The organism is Actimicrobium sp. GrIS 1.19 (assembly GCF_035984655.1).
In the GTDB taxonomy this organism is placed as follows: domain Bacteria; phylum Pseudomonadota; class Gammaproteobacteria; order Burkholderiales; family Burkholderiaceae_D; genus Actimicrobium.
Window position 1 is genome coordinate 12,442 of the sequence record NZ_JAXCHT010000022.1, and the last position, 18,936, is coordinate 31,377.

Below are 18,936 nucleotides of genomic sequence, written 5' to 3' on the forward strand. Positions count from 1 at the left end.
ATGAATATTTCGGAACTCTGCATTCGCCGTCCGGTGATGACGGTGCTGTTGTCGGTCGCCATTGTCGTGGTCGGCATGTTTGCGTATTCGAGGCTGCCGATTGCGGCCCTGCCGACCTACAACACGCCGGTGATCAACGTCACGGCGGTGCTGCCGGGCGCCAGCCCGGAGATCATGGCGGCGTCGGTTGCCACCCCGCTCGAAAAGCAGTTTTCGACGATTGCCGGACTGGCCACCATCAGCTCCAGCAATACGCTGGGCAATACCTCCATCACGCTGGAATTCAATTCGGATCGCGACATCGACGCCGCCGCAGTCGACGTCCAGGCTGCACTGCTGCGCGCGCAACGCAGCCTGCCGGTCGAGTTGACGGCACTGCCGGCGTACCGCAAGGTCAATCCGGCCGATGCGCCGGTGCTGCTGGTAGCGTTGACCTCGCCATCGATTTCGCTGGCAGATCTGAACGATTTCGCCGAGAACCTGATTTCGCCCTCGTTGTCGACCATCGACGGCGTGGCGCAGGTGCAGGTGTATGGACAGCGCCGCTTCGCAGTGCGCGTCAAGGTCCGCCCGAACGAGCTGGCGGCGCGCAATCTGAGTCTGGATGATCTGGCCGGCCTGATCAAATCGGCCAATGCCAACGGCCCGGTCGGCGTACTCGATGGCCCGCGCCAAAGTCTGACGCTGGAGGCCAACCGGCAGCTGCGCAACGCCGCCGATTTTGCCGGACTGATCATTGCCAGCCATGACGGTGTCAGCACCCGGCTGATGGATGTCGCCAGCGTTGAGGACAGCGTCGAGTCTGCCAAGAGCGGCAGCTGGGCCAACGGCGAGCCATCGATTGTGCTGGCAGTGCAGCGCCAGCCCAACGCCAATACCGTGGCAGTGGTCGACGCCGTCAAGGCCACGCTGCCAACCTTCAAGTCGCAAATGCCGGCGTCGATCGAGATCCACGAACTCAACGACCGCTCGGTCTCGATTCGTGATTCGATTGCCGACGTCAAGCACACGCTGCTGCTGACGGTGGCGCTGGTGGTGCTGGTAATTTTCCTGTTCCTCAAGCGGCTGTCGGCCACTGCGATCCCGGTGCTGTCCCTGCCCATTTCGCTGATCGGCTGCTGTGCGCTGATGTATTTGCTGGGCTACAGCCTCGACAATATCTCGCTGCTCGGGATCACCATCGCGGTCGGACTGGTGGTCGATGACGCCATCGTCATGCTGGAAAACATCGTGCGTCATGTCGAGTTGGGCATGGAGCCATTGGCGGCCGCATTGAAAGGCTCGCGCGAAGTCGGCTTCACGATTCTGTCGATTTCGATTTCGCTGGTTGCGGTGTTCATTCCGATTTTCTTCATGCCGGGCGTGATCGGCCTGATGTTCCGCGAATTCGCGGCCGTCGTGGCGCTGGCCATCATGGTGTCGGCGCTGGTGTCGCTGACGCTGGTGCCAATGCTGTGCAGTCGCTTCCTCAAGCATGAGAAACCTGAAGATGACAGCCGCTTCAGCCGGCTCTTCGAGCGCGGCTTTCATGCCGTTCTCAACGCCTATGGCAGCGGACTGGATTGGTGCCTGACGCGCAGCAAGACGGTGTTGTTGGCCGCGCTGGCAACCTTCGTGCTGACCGGTTTGCTGTTTGCCGAGATTCCCAAGGGATTTTTCCCGACCGAAGACATCGGCCAGATTCGCGGCACCATCGAAGGCCCCGAAGATATTTCCTACCCGGCGATGGTGAAGCTGGTGCAAGCCGCAGCCGAGGTGATCGGACGCGATGCGAATGTATTGTCGGTCACCTCGCGCGTCACCAGCGGCAACACCGGCGGGCTGTTCATCGGACTCAAGGCACGCACGGCGCGCAAACCCATGGACGGCGTGCTGGAGCAATTGCGCAGCAAGCTTGGCGGTGTGCCGGGACTGTCGGTGTATCTGACCCCGGTGCAGAACCTGAGCCTCGGCGGGCGCGTCAGCAAGAGCCGCTACCAGTACGTGTTGCAAAGTGTCGCCGCCGATGCCCTCAACGATTGGTCGGAACAATTGCAGGCAAAGATGCGCGCCGATCCGATTTTTCGCGACGTCACCAGCGACTCGCAATTGCGCGGGCTGCAGGCCCAGGTGGATATCAACCGGGATCGCGCCAATGCCGCCGGGGTGCAGATCCAGGACATCCGCACCGCGTTGTACAGTGCCTTCGGTGACCGCCAGGTCTCGACCATCTTCACCAGCAGCAATAGCTACCAGGTGATTTTGCAGGACGCCGAATCGGGCCAGCAGGATGAAGCCGATCTGAGCAAGATCTTTGTCCGCAACAAGAGCGGGGCGCTGGTGCCATTGCCGAGTCTTGCCACCGTCAAGCGCACCGCCGGACCGATCTCGGTCAATCATCAGGGACAGCTGCAGGCGGTCACCGTGTCATTCAATCTGGCGCCGGGCGTGCCACTGGGCGAGGGCAGCGCCGCGCTTGACCGCATCAAGGCCGGACTGAACATGCCGCCGACCATCATTACCTCGTATGCCGGTGACGCCGCGGTGTTTCAATCCTCGCAGGGCAGCCAGATCGCACTGTTGTTGCTGGCCGTGGCGGTGATCTACATCTTGCTCGGCGTGCTGTATGAGAGCTACATCCATCCGCTGACCATCCTGGCCGGCTTGCCATCGGCCGCGGTGGGGGCGTTGCTGGCATTGCGGCTGTTTGATTTTGAACTGACCCTGATCGCCACCATCGGCATTCTGATGCTGATCGGGATCGTCAAGAAGAACGCCATCATGATGATCGACTTTGCCCTGGATGCGCAGCGCACGCGCGGTGCAACGGCCTTCGATGCCATTCGCTCAGCGTGTCTGTTGCGCTTCCGGCCGATCATGATGACCACCATGGCGGCGCTGGTGGGCGCGCTGCCGATTGCGCTCGGGCTGGGCGCCGGCGCCGAGTTGCGACAACCGCTCGGGGTCGCCATCGTCGGCGGTTTGCTGGTGTCGCAAGTCATTACACTGTTCATCACGCCGGTGATTTTCCTGGCGCTGGATCGTTTCAGCGGAGCGGGTCCGCTGCAATTCGAGACAAGCTAATTCTGCGGCCAGGCCCGCGCCAGAATGGCATCCTGCACCGCCACGGCGGACAGCGTCCCGTAGACGCGCCCGCAAGCGCCATCGCGCCGGCTGGCGATGAACGCATCGGCGATCGGCGCCGGCGCATGCTGGCGCATCAGGCTGCATTGCAGTGCCAGCACAAGTTGCTGCACCAGGCGGCGCGCCAGCATTTCGCGCTGCTCGACAGCGACGCCAAAATCGCGCCGCAACGCCGTGACGATCGACTGCATCTCGCTGTCGTTGGCGGCGATCACATCGAGCAGTAATCCGAATCCTTCCGGATCGCGTTCGATCGCCCGCAACACGTCCAGGCACATCACGTTGCCAGAGCCCTCCCAGATGGAATTGACCGGCGCCTCCCGATACAGGCGCGCCATCGGTCCGGTTTCGACATACCCATTTCCGCCCCACACCTCCATGCACTCGCCGGTAAATTCGAGCGCGCGCTTGCAGATCCAGAATTTGGCGGCCGGCGTCACGATGCGGCGCAGCGCGCGTTCCAGCGGCTCGTCCGGATTTTCGCAAGCCTGGGCCAGCCGCAGCATCAACAGCGTCGCCGCTTCGCTTTCCAGCGCCAGGTCGGCCAGTACGTTTTTCATCAGCGGTTGCTGTGCCAATGGCTTGCCGAAGGCGCTGCGATGGCGTGCATGATGGATGGCCTGGACCAGCGCCTGTCGCATCAGTGCGGCGCTGCCAATGACGCAATCGAGCCGGGTTGAATTGGCCATCTCGATAATGGTCGGAATGCCGCGCCCTTCGTCGCCGACCAGGATGCCGTGGGCGTTGTCGAATTCGACTTCGCTGCTGGCGTTCGAGCGGTTGCCGAGCTTGTCTTTCAGGCGTTGAATCAGGATCGGATTCTTGCTGCCGTCGTCGCGCCAGCGCGGTACAAAAAAACACGACAAGCCGCTGTCGGTGCGCGCCAGCACCAGATGCGCATCGCAGCTCGGCGCCGAGAAAAACCACTTGTGCCCGGTGAGTGCGTAGGTCGCGCCGCGGCCCTCGCCGTCGAGCGCGCGTGCCACGGTGGTATTGCTGCGCACATCGGAGCCACCCTGTTTTTCGGTCATGCCCATGCCGATCAGGATGGATTTCTTTTGCGCCAGTGGCAGGTCGCGCGGGTCATGCTCGCGCGACAGCAGCTGCGCTTCGAGTCGCGCATAGAGCGCCGGCTCATTCTGCAGTACCGGGATGGCCGCATATGTCATCGTGGTCGGACACAACGCCCCGGCTTCGATCTGTGCATGCAGAAAATACCCGGCCGCACGGGCCAGATGCGCGCCCTTGCGCCGTGCGATCCACGGCAAGGCATGCAGTCCTTCATGTCGCAACAGGCCCAGCAGCGTATGCCAGGCCGGATGGAATTCGACCTGGTCGAGGCGCTGTCCGCGGCTGTCGTGCGTCGCCAGTTCAGGTTCGTGGCGGTTGGCCAGCGCGGCCGTTTGCCGCAGCCCGGCACTGCTGAGCGACAGGCCAACCCGGCTCATGTCGTCATCCGCCCACGCCGCGTCATTTTGCAGCAGCGCGTCACGCAGGACCGGGTCGGTGCGGTACAGGTTGTAGTCGATCAGATCAGGTACTTGATTGGTGACGCTATGGGTGGACATGTTGCGGGCTCCAGGAGGATTGAATGCCCAGTCTAATGCGGATTCGTCGCAGAATCGCAAATTATTCAAATGCCAACGCCGGGTTTTAATGCGTAATAAAAGATTAATTAATCCGCCGACGCGCGGTCGTTTCGCATCTGAATTAAATGAATGATATTCAAGACTGATAACGGAATTTCAGTCGCCGATCTCGCGACAAAAAGTTCTCGCTAAAAAGGTTAAATATTTGCACCGATGACCAACGGTTCCGTTGCGAAACAAAATAGTGTGACGTAACCTTTCTTTGCACCAAATGCTTCGCCTCGCGGAAACATGCCATCGGTTTCCGGGTTGGGCGAAGTTGTTGGGTGAAGTTGTCCGGTTTTCCTTCTGTCGTTGCATGTTGAAAAGGCACACCCGGATTAAGCATCGGGTTTTCCGCCAGTCCTTCCTCCGCTGACCGCAGCAAATGCGAATGGGCCCTAACGCCCCTCGGGGCATCGCTTTGCCTGAAAAAAGCACGGCCCGGCGCGTGTCGCCTTGTTCGTGATCCAGATGTCTTTTATCAAACCATGGGAGTCTTATGAAACGTCGTCAATTTCTCGTCAGCTCGTCCGTCCTTGCCCTGAATGGCGTGCTGTTGGGTTCTAGTAAAGAAAGCCTGTCCCAGTCGGTGGCTGCCATTGATCCCGTTGCCGAAATAAAAAAATTGAGAATTGCCTCCGGGACGTTCGCCGGCGCGTATTTGATTGCGCCGGCTGGCCGCATAAACTGGTACTTCACCAATCTCGGTATTCTGCCGATCATCCAGTATCTGAATGCCGCCGATCTTGATTTATATATTCGAACCTATCTCGACTTGTATTTGCGTCGACTGGAGCCGAACTCGTCAATCCAGGACATCAATTTCAGCGGCGCGCCGACCGGTGCATTTCAACTGGTGCTGGCCGATTCCGACGACTCCTACGCGGCAACCACGCTGTCGATCGTTGCACGCTATTTGCGCGCCAGCCAGAACTGGACGTGGTGGGACGCCAACAAGGTCAAACTGAAAACCATGGCGTACCGCAATCTCGCCATGGCGATGAAGTCCAATGGCATGTCCAGCGTGTTTCAGGCGCCGCGCAACAGGGCAAATTCATTGGGCTACCTGATGGATAACTGCGAGGTCTATCGGGGGCTGCGCGATTACGCTGCACTGTTGCGCGAACGCGGTGAAACCATCGACGGCAATTACTACAATGCCTTCGCCACCCGCATCACCGATCGCATCAAGCTCAGCCTGTTCGATACCACCCGCAGCGGGTTTATTCCGAGTGACGGCGACAACCGCGCCGGCATTGCGTTTTATGCCGACACTACGTGCCAGGTGTTTCCGCAGGCGTTTGGCCTGTCGGAGCTATCGGCTTACTTCGACAAGGCCTGGGCCTATTTGAACAAGACCACGCCGGGCTGGGAAGACGGCCGCTACGACGCGTATCCGTGGGCCGTTCTTGGCTTTGTTGCGGCCAGGCGCGGTGCGACGGCGCAGGCGCAAACGCAGATGCGCATGGTGGAAAACAGATTCGCCGGCGACCGCGGTGTCGTGACGATCAACGAGCTGGGTTTTTACCAGCGCACAAAAAGCGTGATGGCTGGTCGCACCGACACCTGAGACAGGCTCAAGTCGGGGGGGATGTGGGGTAAAATCATGCTTTGCCGACAGCGTCCCCACCCCGATGTCCTATCAAGTTCTCGCCCGAAAATACCGTCCCCGCAGCTTCGATACGCTGGTCGGGCAGGAGCACGTAGTGCGGGCGCTGACCCATGCGCTCGATACCGGGCGCCTGCATCACGCCTATTTGTTTACCGGTACGCGCGGGGTCGGAAAAACCACGCTGTCGCGCATCCTGGCCAAGTCGTTCAACTGCATTGGCAGCGACGGCCAGGGCGGCGTGACGTCGCAGCCCTGTGGCGTGTGCGATGCCTGCACCGCCATCGATGCGGGCCGCTTCGTCGATTACATCGAACTCGATGCCGCCTCCAATCGCGGCGTCGACGAAATGGCCCAGTTGCTGGAGCAGGCGGTGTACGCGCCGTCGAATGCGCGCTTCAAGGTCTACATGATCGATGAAGTCCACATGCTCACCAACCATGCGTTCAACGCGATGCTCAAGACACTGGAAGAGCCGCCCGAGCATGTCAAATTCATTCTTGCCACCACCGATCCGCAAAAAATCCCGGTGACCGTGCTGTCGCGCTGCCTGCAATTCAATCTCAAGCAAATGCCGCCCGGGCATATCGTCGCGCATCTCGATGACATCCTCGGCCAGGAAGGCATCGCGTTCGAGACGCCGGCGCTGCGCTTGCTGGCGCAGGGCGCGCATGGATCGATGCGTGACGCGCTGTCGCTGACCGACCAGGCCATTGCGTACGCCGCCGGCACCGTCACGCTCGACGCCGTGCAGGGCATGCTGGGGGCGCTCGACCAAACGTATCTGGTTCGCGTGCTCGATGCGCTGGCGCAAAAAGACGGTGCGGCCTTGCTGTCGGTGGCCGACGAAATGGCCGCGCGCAGCCTGTCGTACAACGGTGCCTTGCGTGATCTTGGCACGCTGCTGCACCGCATCGCGCTGGCGCAATCGGTGCCGGCCGCGTTGCCTGACGACTTGCCGGAACGTGCCGACATCCTGCGTCTGGCCGACTTGTTCGACGCCGAAGAAGTCCAGCTGTTTTATCAAATCGTGGTGCACGGACGCAATGAGCTGGGCCTGGCGCCAGACGAGTACGCCGGCTTTTCGATGACGCTGCTGCGCATGCTGGCGTTCCGCCCGGCCGACGGCGGCGCCTTGCCAGCCCCGACGCCGACGCCGCGCCCGGCGCCAGCGCCGGCTGCACGCTTGAGCGCGGCGCCACAGGCGGTGACCAGCAGCGCGCCGGTCGCGCGCGCGACGACGCCGGTCAATGCAGCGCGCGCAGCGGCGATGGATGCGGTGCGCGGGATTACCCGACCCAACGGCGGCGTCGCTGCCGCGCCGCCCGTGCGTCCCGTTGCGGCGAAAGCCGAACCGAAACCACGTATCGCCACGCCTGCGCCGTGGGACGATGCGATGCCGCCGATGGGCGAGTTCCCGGATGCCGCCGAACCCGTTGCCGTGGCGGCGCCGACGCCAGCCCCGCTGCCAAAAAAACCTGAATTTGTCGCTCCCGTGGCCGCGCCCGAACCCGTCGCGCCATTGGTATTGACGCCGATTCCGGCCTTGAACTGGGACGGTGACTGGCCGACGCTGGCGGCCCTGCTGCCAGTACGAGGCGTGGTGCAGCAGCTGGCCTTGCAGGCCGAGCTGATCCAGTGCAGTGATGGCGACGACATCGAAATCGCACTGCGGGTGCCGCTCGAAACGCTGGCCTCGGCCGCCAACGTCGACAAGCTGGCGACCGCGTTGAGTAGCCACTTCAATCGGCCCCTGCGCGTGCGCATCGAAATCGGCAATGTCCGTCACAGCGCCAATGCCCGTGGCCAGGCCGAGCGCGCCGAGCGACAGCGCCAGGCTGAACAGCAAATTCAGGCCGACCCGTTTGTGCTGGCGATGATGCGCGAATTCGGCGCCACCGTGGTACCCGGCTCGATCCAATCCCTACAAGACAATCCGATGAACAGCAAGGAGCAGCGACCATGATGAAGAACCAGTTGGCAGGCATGATGAAAAAAGTCCAGTCGATGCAGGACGACATGAAGAAAATGCAGGACCAGCTTGCGTTGATTGAAGTCGAAGGCCAATCCGGCGCCGGACTGGTGAAGGTCGTCATGACCTGCAAGAACGACGTCAAGCGCGTCACCATCGATCCGTCGTTGCTGGCCGACGACAAGGACATGCTGGAAGACCTGGTGGCGGCCGCCGTCAATGACGCGGTGCGCAAGGCCGAGGCCCTGACCAGCGAAAAAATGGCGGGCGTGACTGCCGGCATGCCGATTCCACCCGGCTTCAAGATGCCGTTCTGATGCATCGATGAAGACCCCGTCGAGCCTCGATTTCCTGACCGATACCTTGCGCCGCTTGCCCGGCGTCGGCCCGAAATCGGCGCAGCGTATTGCGTATCACCTGATGCAGCATGACCGCGACGGCGCCGCCTTGCTCGGTCGCGCCTTGACGCAGGCGGTCGAGCGGGTGCAGCATTGCAGCCGGTGCAATACCTTCACCGAAAATGCGGTCTGCGAAACCTGCCTCGATGGCGGGCGCGACGCCACGCTGCTGTGCGTGGTCGAAACACCGGGCGATCAGCTGATGATCGAACAGACCCTGACCTACAAGGGCTTGTACTTTGTGCTGATGGGACGGCTCTCGCCACTCGATGGCATTGGCCCGAAAGACATCCACCTCGACAAGCTGATCCTGCGTGCGGATGACGGCGTGGTCACCGAAGTCGTGCTGGCGACCAATTTCACCAACGAAGGCGAGGCCACCGCCCATTACATCAGCGAGACGATGAAGGCGCGCGGCCTCAAGGTCAGCCGCCTGGCGCGCGGTGTGCCGGTGGGCGGCGAACTCGAATATGTCGACGCCGGCACCATTGCGCGGGCCATGCTCGACCGTCGTACAACATGACGGTCGCTGCCGGACCGCTGGCCGGCATCAAGGTGCTGGAACTCGGCACCTTGATTGCCGGTCCGTTTTGCGCACGCATGCTGGCCGAGTTCGGCGCCGAGGTCATCAAGATTGAATCGCCTGACAGCGGCGACCCGTTGCGGCAATGGCGCGTGCTCAAGGATGGCACCTCGCTGTGGTGGTCGGTCCAGGCGCGCAACAAAAAGAGCATCACGCTCAATCTGAAAACGCCGCAGGCGCAGCAAATCGCGCGCCGGCTCGCGCTGGACGCCGACATCATCATCGAGAATTACCGCCCCGGCGTGCTCGAAAAATGGCAGCTTGGCTACGACCAGCTCAAGGCCATCAACCCGGCCACGATCATGGTGCGCCTGTCCGGCTACGGCCAGACCGGGCCGATGAAGGATTTGCCCGGCTTCGGCGCCATCGGCGAGTCGATGGGCGGTTTGCGCTATGTGTCGGGCCACCCGGACCGCCCACCGGTGCGGGTCGGCATTTCGATTGGCGATTCGGTCGCGGCACTGCATGGCGTGATTGGCGCGATGATGGCGTTGCGCCACCGCGATGCCAGTGGTGGCCGCTGGAATGGCAAGGGCGGCGCCGACTGCAGCGCCGGGCAGGGGCAGATGGTCGATGTCGCGCTGTACGAATCGGTGTTCAACCTGATGGAGTCGCTGGTGCCCGAATTCGATCACGCCGGCATGGTGCGCGAACGCACCGGCGGCGCCTTGCCGGGGATTGTCCCGTCCAATACGTACACCACCGGCGATGGTGAAAACATCGTCATTGCCGGCAACGGCGACGCCATCTTCAAACGCCTGATGCTGGCCATCGGCCGCGCCGATCTGGCCGCCGACCCGCAACTGGCGCGCAACGACGGGCGCGTGCCGCGCACTGCCGAAATCGATGGCGCGATCCAGGCCTGGTGCACGACCCAGACCATCGCCTCGGCGCTGGCTGTGTTGCAGGCAGCCGATGTTCCGGTCGGAAAAATTTATTCAGTGCGCGACATGATGAGCGATCCGCAGTTTCTGGCGCGCGATATGTTCGAACAGCACGCGTTCGCCGATGGCACGCCGGTGAAGTTGCCGGCGATCTCGCCGAAACTGTCGGCCACGCCAGGACAAACCCGCTGGCTCGGGCCTGCGCTCGGTGCGCATACGACAGAAGTATTGGCGGCATTGGGGTATGACGCGGCGACCATCGCGCAACTGCGCGCCGATGGCGTCGTCTGACCGGTTCAGGATCAATCAGGAGACATGATGAACAAAAATTTCTGGAAACAATTTGCGATTGCCCTGGCGCTTTTCCTGGCCGGCTACTTTACCTTCAACAGTTCCTTTTTTTCGCGTGGCGACAAGGTCTCGACAATCTCGGTCAGCCTTGCGGCGCAGACCTGACGCAGAACCGGAAAGCGATCTACACTTGAACCCGCAAGTGTAAAGAGCGGTTCTGGTCATCCTGACGCACCCACCCGACAAGAGGAAAAACATGAGACATCAACGCACTTCCATTTTCGCCGCCGCACTGCTGACTGTACTGCTTGCCAGCGGCTGTGCCGATATGGGCAGCAAGGCCGGCAGTGACGGCGTTGCCCTCAATGGCAGCAAGGAAGTCCCGCCCAATCCATCCGCTGCGACCGGTCTGGTCCGGATCGCGGTTGCCGCAGACCATTCAGTCAGCGGCGGATTGACCACCAGGGGGATCGAAGCCAAGGCGGCCCATATTCATCAGGCTGCACCCGGCATGAATGGTCCGGTCATTGTGGGCCTGACCAAGGCCGCGGATGACAGCTGGATCGTGCCACCCGGCGCCAAACTCACTGACGAGCAGTACGCCAGCTATCAAGCCGGCAATCTGTACGTCAATGTGCATTCGGCGCAGTTCCCGGGCGGCGAGATCCGGGCGCAGCTGAATTCGAAGTAAGGCGGCTCAGCCTGCGGGCGGCGTGGTCTCGGTCGGCAAATAGCGCTGACTCCACGCCGCGATGATTTGCGCCACGTACACGGCGTCGCTCTTGCGCGTCAGGAGATGATCGGCATCGTCGAGCGAAATAAAACTCTTCGGATGCTTGGCCGCCGTGAACAGGTGCAGCGCATTCGAGATATCGACGGTGGTATCGTGCGGCGAATGCATGACCAGCAGCGCGCGGCGCAGATGACCGACTTTGGCGGTCAGCCGGTGCAGTGCTGCATCTTCGAGAAACTGGCGCTTGATGCGAAATGGGCGTCCCGCCAATTGCACTTCGGCCTCGCCGGCGGCATTGATTTCAGCCAGCTGATCACCAAACAGATGGGCCACGTGGGTCGGATCGCTCGGTGCGCCTATCGTCACGATGGCCTTGACCTCGGCGATTTCGCTGGCCGCGGCCAGTACCGCCGCGCCGCCCAGGCTGTGCCCGATCAACAGGGCGGGCGCTTGCCACTTGCTGCGCAAATGATTGGCCGCGGCAACCAGATCGGCGACGTTCGACGAAAAATTGGTATTGGCAAACTCGCCTTCGCTGGCGCCGAGTCCGGTGAAGTCAAAGCGCAACACTGCAATCCCATGTTCGGTCAGCGCTTGCGCGATACGGCTGGCGGCAAACACATCCTTGCCGCAGGTGAAGCAGTGCGCAAACAAGGCAATCGCGCGTATCGGTCCGTCCGGCGCATCGAAACGGGCGGCGAGCTTGTGTCCATCGGCCGCGGCAAAATCGGTACGTTCTGTTCGCATGACGAATCCTTGCATTGGGTGAGTGTGGTGCATTGCAGGTGAGTTGCAGGTGGCTTGACTATAGCGGAAGTCGACCCGCAAAACAGTCTCCGATAAAGACGCTGGTCAGGGCCGATACTGCGTAAAATGTCGGCTTCCCATCCGCAAAGGCAATTTCCGTGAAAAAAACCGGCATGGCAAAGACAGACGCCAAGAAATTGATGGGCAAGACCACCGCGCCCGGCTTGAGTGCTTTCGAAAAAACCGACACTGTGGTGGTCGATCGGCGCGAGCAGCGCAAACGCGACCAGGCCGCCGGTCTGGTGCCGTTTGCCGTCAAGCTCAACAGCGCACTGGTGTTGCAGTTACAGGCAGCGGCCAAGGAGAAGAATGTGGATTTGAACACGCTGGTGGGTGACCTGCTGGCGGCTGCACTGGCCGGCTAAACGCCGCACCGCAGTCGCGGAACTGCGCTGGTTGTATCAGGCCAGCCGGTTTCCCGCTTGCGGATAACTCGCCGCGCCGAAGGGTTCGGCACGCGTCGCCGATCCGAACAATGGCCCGGCCGCTTGCTCGCTCTGCGGTGCATTCAGCGTCGATACCACCCGATTGCGTCCGGCCAGCTTGCCCTGGTAGAGCAGTGCATCGGCGCGCGTGATGGCTTCCGTCATGCTGTTGCCGTGCTGCCAGCTCGACACACCGAGCGTCATGGTTACCGTGATCGCTGGTGCTGCTTGCGCCGCAATGGCGAGTGCCGCAACTTTTTCCCGGATGCGTTCTGCCACCAGCACGGCGCCCGCCAGGTCGGTATTGGGCAACAGGATCAGAAATTCTTCACCGCCCCAGCGTGCCGCACAGTCCTGACTGCGGATCGATTGCGTGATCGCCTTGCTCACCGTAACCAGCACCCGATCACCGCCATCGTGGCCCCAGCGATCATTGATCGTCTTGAAGTGATCAATATCGCAGATGATCACGGCCAGGCCATGCGGATGGCGCAATTGCTGATTGGCTTCGTAATTCGCCATCTCCGTCATGTAACGGCGATTGAACAGTTCCGTCAGCGGATCGGTGGTCGCCATCAGGTTCAGGCGATTCTGGGTGTCGACGATGGTGCGGTAGTAGTAGAACGAGAGATAGCCGAACATGCAAAACACGGCGGTGATGTTGAAATACCGCAGCGCCGTCAAGGCGCCGGGCTGGAGCGGTTCGAGTGGTGCCAACACGGTTGTGACCACATTCAGGCCGACATAAAAAATCCACAAGCCGAACACCGCGGCAACCGATCGCCAGGTCCTGGTATTGGAGATGAACATGGTCGGGATGAACATCAACAAGTAATAATGGAAACCGCTTTCCCAGCCGGCCAGCACGGTGCCGATTGCCGCATGAATCGGACTTTCCAGCCAGATCATCAGTATCGCCAGGCCATTTTTGCGCTGTGACAGAAAGCGCCAGGCACAGGCGTACATCGCCAGCGCAATCGCGCTGATCCAGGCCTGGATGGGTGATCCGATCACGTAGAAGAGGATGAAAAAGAGGCAGTCGATCAGCGCTGCAATCTGGATGCATCGCTTGATGACAATCCAGAAGGAGCGCTTTTTTGCGTCGTGCAGCAGCGGATTGGTGCGTGTATGTGGATGGCTTTTTGCATGCGCTGCCATGATGTGCCCACCCGGAAGTATTGGTTCTTGAAATTTCCCGACGACAACCTAAGTATCACCGGGAAATTTGCGGTGCGCAACACTTTAAGTTGCGACTTGTCAGATACCAACAATAAAAATGGGCACCCCCCGTGTGCCCATTGCAAAACATCCGATCCGGGTTTGGCGTAGGGCTACCAGCCCGGCCGCCCAAAGCCATAGCCGTACGGCAGGCCCTGTTGCAGATTGCCGAGATAGGGTGGCAAAAATCCGCCATACGGCCCGGCAAATCCGGCCGACATCGTTTGCATTCCCATCATCGACTGTCCCGGTTGCGCCGACATCATTTGCGGTTGGGCCGCCCCGGAGAAAGCCCGCTGGATCAGACCGGATGGCATGCCCATTGGCGCTTGCAATCCCACTGCGATCAGTACGTCGGGCAAGCCGAATCCGGTGCGGCTGGGATCACCCAGATTGATTGGGTGCGAACTGGCCTTGATAATCTGGAACAGCCGGTCCACCCGCTCCGGTCCGCGCGCCTTGAAGGCATTCTGGAAGTCCGGATGGTGCGCCAGCGTCAAGGCAGCCAGACCAGTCACGTGCGGTGTCGCCATCGAGGTGCCATCCCATGCGGCGAAGTTATTGCCGGGCACCGACGAGGTAATCGCCACGCCTGGGGCGCACACGGCAATCTGCGGACCGAAGCAGGTGAACTTCGGCGAGAAAAAGCCGTTGGCGTCGACCATCTGGGTCAAGGTCTGGGCGTGGTAGCTATCCTGCGGAAACTCGCCCAGTCGCCCGATCGCGGCGACCGCCAGCACATTCGGGGACGAGGCCGGGTACTGCACTTCGCCGCTGGAATTGCCGGCAGCGACGATACAGGCGATGCCGGCGCGTTTGGCGCGCAGGATTTGCTGCTCCAGCGCTTCCGACGGCGCCGCGCCACCGAGGCTGAGGTTGACCACATCGATTTGCTTCTCGATGCAGTATTCCAGCGCGTCGATTAACTGGCTGAATTGCCCGCCCGGGAACAGTTTGCAGGCGTGCACCTCGGCGTCGGGGGCGAAACCGCGCACGCCGAACGCATTGTCGGAACCGCAAATGATGCCGGCACAATGCGATCCGTGCGACACGGTATCGTCGCTCCAGCCGTCCGGGTTGGTTTTCTTGTTGATGACATCGAAGCCAAAGCGGATTTTTTTCAGATCTTCATGGCTGGTGGCGGCGCCGGAATCGATGATGGCGATGCGCACGCCCTGGCCGCGATACTGGTTGGGCAACTGATCCAGTCGCATGGCTTTCTGCCCCCAGCCATACACCTGGTTCTGCGGGAAATTCGCCAGGGCCGGCCAGTCTGCCAGCGGACGCAATCCCACCACGTTGGGTTCGTCGGTGCGGATGTCCGGGTCGGTTTGATAAAAGCTCCAGTAGTCGGTCTTGGGCTTGACGTACAACCCACGGATGGTCTGGGGTGTTTCGCCAAACAGGGACAGGTTGACCTGGCCGCGCGCGTCGGTGGTGCCGGTCGCGGGGATCATGCTGCCGAACAGATAGACGGCCGCATCCGCCACCGGCGCATCGTCGCGTCCCAGTACGGTGACGCTGATGTCCAGCGATTGGCCGCTGGTCGGGGCCGACCACGACACCATCATCGGTTGCAGCGGCATGCTGTCGCCGAGCGTCAGCGGATGATCGCGCTCCACGATCAGGCGGCCCTGGGCCTGCTGATGCAGCACGGTGGCTTTCTGGTCGGTCATGCGCGCCACCAGCACGCCGGGCGATTCGCTCATGCCGTCGGCCAGTACGCCGATGATGTTTTTCGGTCCGACCGTGTCGATGACTTCGATATCCGGACTGGAGCGCAGGGTGTCCTCGATGACGTTCAATGCCAGCGGTTGCAGGCCCATCGCCTGCATGCCCGGTACGCGTCGGGGCGATATCAGGAACTGCCCTTTTCGCGCTGACAGGGTATGTTTGCTCGACGCGCCGGGTGACAGGGCTTGTCCGCCGCCCGGGGCGGCCGCACTGCGTGCGCTGCGCGGGTCTGCCGCGCTGGCTGGCGCGCCATTGCTGCGGGCGGAAGACGACGACGGTCCGGGCGATTCGGATAAAGACGGATTGGGTGATTCAGGGTTCTTGGCCATGTTGGTTTTCCTCTGCGACCGGTACGCCACTCGCGTCGCCGAAGAGCGAGAGCGGACGGTCAGGTTCAATTTTTAAAGGGCTCGATTGACGGAATTGCTGCTCCAGTGCGACCGCCTTCTCAGGGGTCAATGTAACGACCACGGTGTGCGGTTGATTGCGCGGGCCAATTGTTTCGGCCACGCCGATCTCGGGGTCGGCACTGGCGGCACGGATGAATTCGGCAAGACTGGCAGAATCATTCGAGCTGATCAGATAGCGGCCGGATTCCGCTGTGGGTGGAGTGGTTGGCATAGGTCGTTCTCCTGGAAAAATGCCAGGCTTCCCGAAAACGGCGTCGGGAAGCCTGGCGATCTCGTCAGACCACGTGGGTCAATGCAGGAACTGGCCGCCGTAGCCGGCCGCCGATGGTTGCTGGCCCGCCTGATACATCGGGAAGGCGCTATTTTGCTGCTGCAGCGCCTGCTGCTGGGCCGCCTGCTGTTGTTGCTGTTGGGCATAGGCTGCGGCGACAGGATCGGCATTGAATGGCAGCATCCGGCCAAATTGCCCAGCGATGCCGCCGATGCTGCTGCCCAGGCCGGCATTGCCGAACGCGCCGCCGATCATGCCGCCCAGTGGCCGACCGACCTGACCGAGCAGGTTGCCGAAGAAACCTTGCGGTGCAAGTTGCGACTGCTGTGCTTGCTGAGCCTGCTGTGCCAGTTGTGCCTGGACTGCCTGCTGTGCATAGGCTTCGGCGACGGGGTCGGCATCGAAGGGCAGGATGCGGCCAAGCTGGCCAGCCCAGCCGCCAATGGTGCTGCCCAGCCCGGCGTTGCCGAATGCGCCGCCAATGGCGCCACCCAGCGGGCGCCCGACCTGGCCGAGCAAATTGCCGAAGAAGCCTTGTGGCGCCAGTTGCGCCTGTTGCTGTGCCAACTGTTGTTGCTGTTGTTGCTGCGCTAACTGTGCCTGAACGGCTTGCTGTGCATAGGCTTCAGCGACCGGATCGGCATTGAACGGCAGGATGCGGCCGATCTGTCCGGCGATCCCGCCCAGCGTGCTGCCCAGGCCGGCGTTGCCGAAGGCGCCACCAATTGCGCCACCCAGCGGCCTGCCGAGCTGGCCGATCAGATTGCCGAAGAAGCCTTGTGGCGCCAGCTGCGCCTGTTGCTGGGCCAACTGCTGTTGCTGCTGTTGCTGCTGTTGCTGCTGTTGCTGCTGTTGCGCCAGTTGTGCCTGCACTGCCTGTTGTGCATAGGCTTCCGCGACCGGGTCAGCGTTGAATGGCAGGATGCGGCCCAGTTGGCCGGCCCAGCTGCCGATGGTGCTGCCCAGGCCAGCGTTGCCCAAGGCGCCGCCGATCGCGCCACCCAGTGGCCGACCCACCTGGCCCAACAGATTTCCGAAGAAGCCTTGCGGGGCAAGTTGCGCCTGCTGTTGCGCCAGTTGCGCCTGCATCGCCTGTTGTGCATACGCTTGCGCGACCGGATCGGCGTTGAAGGGAAGGATCGAGCCGCCAATGCCGCCGGCGACCTGTCCGATTTGTGAGCCGAGACGCGAATTGCCAAATATTCCGCCGATGCCGCGTCCGATCAGACCGCCGAGTGGCGCGCCGAGCAGGCCGCCAAAGAAACCTTGCGGGGCAAGTTGCGGACCATAGCTGGCCGCCGCCAGATCGTAGGGATTAGCTGATTGATATTCGTTCATGACAGTGTCCTTGTTGAATAGTTGTGGGCGATACCCGGCCACCGGACGCGCCGAACAGCCTTTGAAGGAGGGGGGCGTGAATCCGATGAATCGGGTTTTCAAATGGATGGTGCTCTTGCCGAATGGAGCGCATGCTGGGTCCTTGAATGCGCCTTGAAGCAGGCCACAGGTCACCCGGCCAAACCCGTCACATACCTCGTAACCTGGGTCACCTTGAACCTGCCGAAGCAGAGTAGTTGGCACACCAGCCATTTTCAACCCTGCTCTCACGGAGTTTGTTTCAGCTCAATCGTGATGCCAATCATGCAACGCGCGGGTTTTGGCGTTGCAATGACTGCGTTCAACACCGAATGCAAGCCGTCATGTTTTCGTGATTTGGTTTACACTCGGGCGGCACAAAAATCCCGGAGAATCGCGCAATGAGCATTACCGCAGAAGCAGTAAAAGCAGTCCTCGCCACGGTCATCGACAGCAACACCGGCAAGGACCTCGTGGTCGGAAAATGCGTGCGCAACATCCAGCTCGACGGCGCTGACGTGGCGTTCGATGTGGAGCTGGGTTACCCCGCCAAAAGCCAGATCGACGGCATCCGCAGGGCCGCCATCGCGGCGGTGCGGCAATTGCCGGGCATCGGCAATGTCAGCGCCAATGTGTATTCCAAAATCATTGCCCACACCGCACAGCGCGGCGTCAAGCTGATGGCCAAAGTGAAAAACATCATCGCGGTGGCCTCCGGCAAGGGCGGCGTCGGCAAGTCCACCACGGCGGTCAATCTGGCGCTGGCGCTGGCGGCCGAAGGCGCCCAGGTCGGCATTCTGGATGCCGACATTTACGGCCCGTCGCAGCCGATGATGATGGGTATTTCGGGACGTCCCGAAACCATCGACGGCAAGACCATGGAGCCGATGGAAAACCACGGCCTGCAGGTGTCCTCGATCGGCTTCATGATCGACCCGGACGAACCGATGGTCTGGCGCGGTCCGATCGTCACGCAGGCATTGCAGCAATTGCTGGACCAGACCAACTGGCGTGACCTCGATTACCTGATCGTCGACATGCCGCCAGGTACCGGTGACATCCAGCTGACGCTGTCGCAAAAGGTGCCGGTGACCGGCGCCGTGATCGTCACCACGCCGCAGGATATCGCGCTGCTCGATGCGCGCAAGGGCCTGAAGATGTTCGAGAAAGTCGACATTCCGATCCTCGGCATCGTCGAAAACATGAGCACGCATATCTGTTCCAATTGCGGTCATGCCGAAGCGATTTTCGGCCATGGCGGCGGTGAAAAAATGTGTGCCGAATATGGCGTCGATTTCCTTGGCGCGCTGCCCCTGACGATGTCGATTCGCGAGCAGACCGATGCCGGCATGCCAACCGTGGTGGCCGATCCGGATGGCCCGGTGGCGGCGATCTACCGCAGCATCGCACGCAAGATTGCAGTCAAGATTGCCGACAAGGCCAAGGACATGTCAGGCAAGTTCCCGAGCATCGTCATCAAGAACGACTGAC

At 61.5% G+C, this 18,936-nt stretch carries 16 protein-coding genes; 10 read left to right on the plus strand and 6 right to left on the minus strand.

The window, feature by feature from the left end:
• On the plus strand, positions 1–3,063 hold the full coding sequence (locus RCH09_RS14915; RefSeq protein WP_326941908.1) for an efflux RND transporter permease subunit: 3,063 nt from the start codon (positions 1–3) through the stop codon (positions 3,061–3,063).
• Here RCH09_RS14915 and RCH09_RS14920 read toward each other — a convergent pair.
• The gene (locus tag RCH09_RS14920; protein ID WP_326941909.1) at positions 3,060–4,691 is read right to left on the minus strand and encodes an isovaleryl-CoA dehydrogenase; all 1,632 of its coding nucleotides are present in this window, start codon (positions 4,689–4,691) and stop codon (positions 3,060–3,062) included. The genes RCH09_RS14915 and RCH09_RS14920 overlap by 4 nt on opposite strands.
• Positions 4,692–5,253: 562 nt before the next feature.
• Between RCH09_RS14920 and RCH09_RS14925 the strand changes: the two genes are divergently transcribed.
• The 7 genes from RCH09_RS14925 to RCH09_RS14955 all read left to right on the plus strand — a co-directional run bounded on the left by RCH09_RS14925 (position 5,254) and on the right by RCH09_RS14955 (position 11,182).
• Positions 5,254–6,324: a hypothetical protein gene (locus RCH09_RS14925; RefSeq protein WP_326941910.1), complete on the plus strand. Its 1,071-nt coding sequence runs from the start codon at positions 5,254–5,256 to the stop codon at positions 6,322–6,324.
• A gap of 64 nt (positions 6,325–6,388) precedes the next feature.
• Positions 6,389–8,329, plus strand: a complete 1,941-nt coding sequence (gene dnaX, locus RCH09_RS14930) for a DNA polymerase III subunit gamma/tau (protein WP_326941911.1) — start codon at positions 6,389–6,391, stop codon at positions 8,327–8,329.
• The gene (locus tag RCH09_RS14935) at positions 8,326–8,652 is read left to right on the plus strand and encodes a YbaB/EbfC family nucleoid-associated protein (RefSeq protein ID WP_326941912.1); all 327 of its coding nucleotides are present in this window, start codon (positions 8,326–8,328) and stop codon (positions 8,650–8,652) included. The genes dnaX and RCH09_RS14935 overlap by 4 nt, the downstream gene beginning before the upstream one ends.
• A 7-nt stretch (positions 8,653–8,659) precedes the next feature.
• Entirely contained in the window at positions 8,660–9,256 is a 597-nt protein-coding gene (gene recR, locus RCH09_RS14940; RefSeq protein WP_326941913.1) for a recombination mediator RecR, read from the plus strand.
• A complete protein-coding gene (locus tag RCH09_RS14945) occupies positions 9,253–10,491 on the plus strand; it encodes a CaiB/BaiF CoA transferase family protein (RefSeq protein ID WP_326941914.1) in 1,239 nt (412 codons plus the stop codon). Before recR ends, RCH09_RS14945 begins: the two co-directional genes overlap by 4 nt.
• A gap of 27 nt (positions 10,492–10,518) precedes the next feature.
• A complete protein-coding gene (locus tag RCH09_RS14950; protein ID WP_326941915.1) occupies positions 10,519–10,656 on the plus strand; it encodes a hypothetical protein in 138 nt (45 codons plus the stop codon).
• 91 nt (positions 10,657–10,747) lie between these two features.
• A complete protein-coding gene (locus RCH09_RS14955; protein WP_326941916.1) occupies positions 10,748–11,182 on the plus strand; it encodes a CHRD domain-containing protein in 435 nt (144 codons plus the stop codon).
• 6 nt (positions 11,183–11,188) lie between these two features.
• Here the strand turns inward: RCH09_RS14955 and RCH09_RS14960 are convergent, their stop codons facing one another.
• The gene (locus tag RCH09_RS14960) at positions 11,189–11,971 is read right to left on the minus strand and encodes an alpha/beta hydrolase family protein (RefSeq protein WP_326941917.1); all 783 of its coding nucleotides are present in this window, start codon (positions 11,969–11,971) and stop codon (positions 11,189–11,191) included.
• A 173-nt stretch (positions 11,972–12,144) separates the two neighbouring features.
• Here RCH09_RS14960 and RCH09_RS14965 point away from each other — a divergent pair, with 173 nt between their 5' ends.
• Positions 12,145–12,396 carry a hypothetical protein gene (locus RCH09_RS14965; RefSeq protein ID WP_326941918.1) on the plus strand — a complete coding sequence of 84 codons (252 nt, stop codon included), beginning with the start codon at positions 12,145–12,147 and terminating at the stop codon, positions 12,394–12,396.
• A gap of 36 nt (positions 12,397–12,432) precedes the next feature.
• Here RCH09_RS14965 and RCH09_RS14970 read toward each other — a convergent pair whose 3' ends face one another.
• The 4 genes from RCH09_RS14970 to RCH09_RS14985 all read right to left on the minus strand — a co-directional run bounded on the left by RCH09_RS14970 (position 12,433) and on the right by RCH09_RS14985 (position 17,427).
• Positions 12,433–13,614, minus strand: coding sequence for a GGDEF domain-containing protein (locus tag RCH09_RS14970; RefSeq protein WP_326941919.1), 1,182 nt, complete (start codon positions 13,612–13,614; stop codon positions 12,433–12,435).
• 173 nt (positions 13,615–13,787) lie between these two features.
• On the minus strand, positions 13,788–15,737 hold the full coding sequence (locus RCH09_RS14975; RefSeq protein ID WP_326941920.1) for a S8 family peptidase: 1,950 nt from the start codon (positions 15,735–15,737) through the stop codon (positions 13,788–13,790).
• Positions 15,721–16,029 carry a hypothetical protein gene (locus tag RCH09_RS14980; protein WP_326941921.1) on the minus strand — a complete coding sequence of 103 codons (309 nt, stop codon included), beginning with the start codon at positions 16,027–16,029 and terminating at the stop codon, positions 15,721–15,723. The genes RCH09_RS14975 and RCH09_RS14980 overlap by 17 nt, the downstream gene beginning before the upstream one ends.
• A gap of 78 nt (positions 16,030–16,107) precedes the next feature.
• On the minus strand, positions 16,108–17,427 hold the full coding sequence (locus tag RCH09_RS14985; protein ID WP_326941922.1) for a hypothetical protein: 1,320 nt from the start codon (positions 17,425–17,427) through the stop codon (positions 16,108–16,110).
• Positions 17,428–17,846: 419 nt separating this feature from the next.
• Between RCH09_RS14985 and apbC the strand changes: the two genes are divergently transcribed.
• Positions 17,847–18,935 (plus strand): iron-sulfur cluster carrier protein ApbC, encoded by a 1,089-nt coding sequence (apbC, locus tag RCH09_RS14990; RefSeq protein WP_326941923.1) that lies wholly within the window; start codon positions 17,847–17,849, stop codon positions 18,933–18,935.
• Position 18,936: the final 1 nt, after the last annotated feature.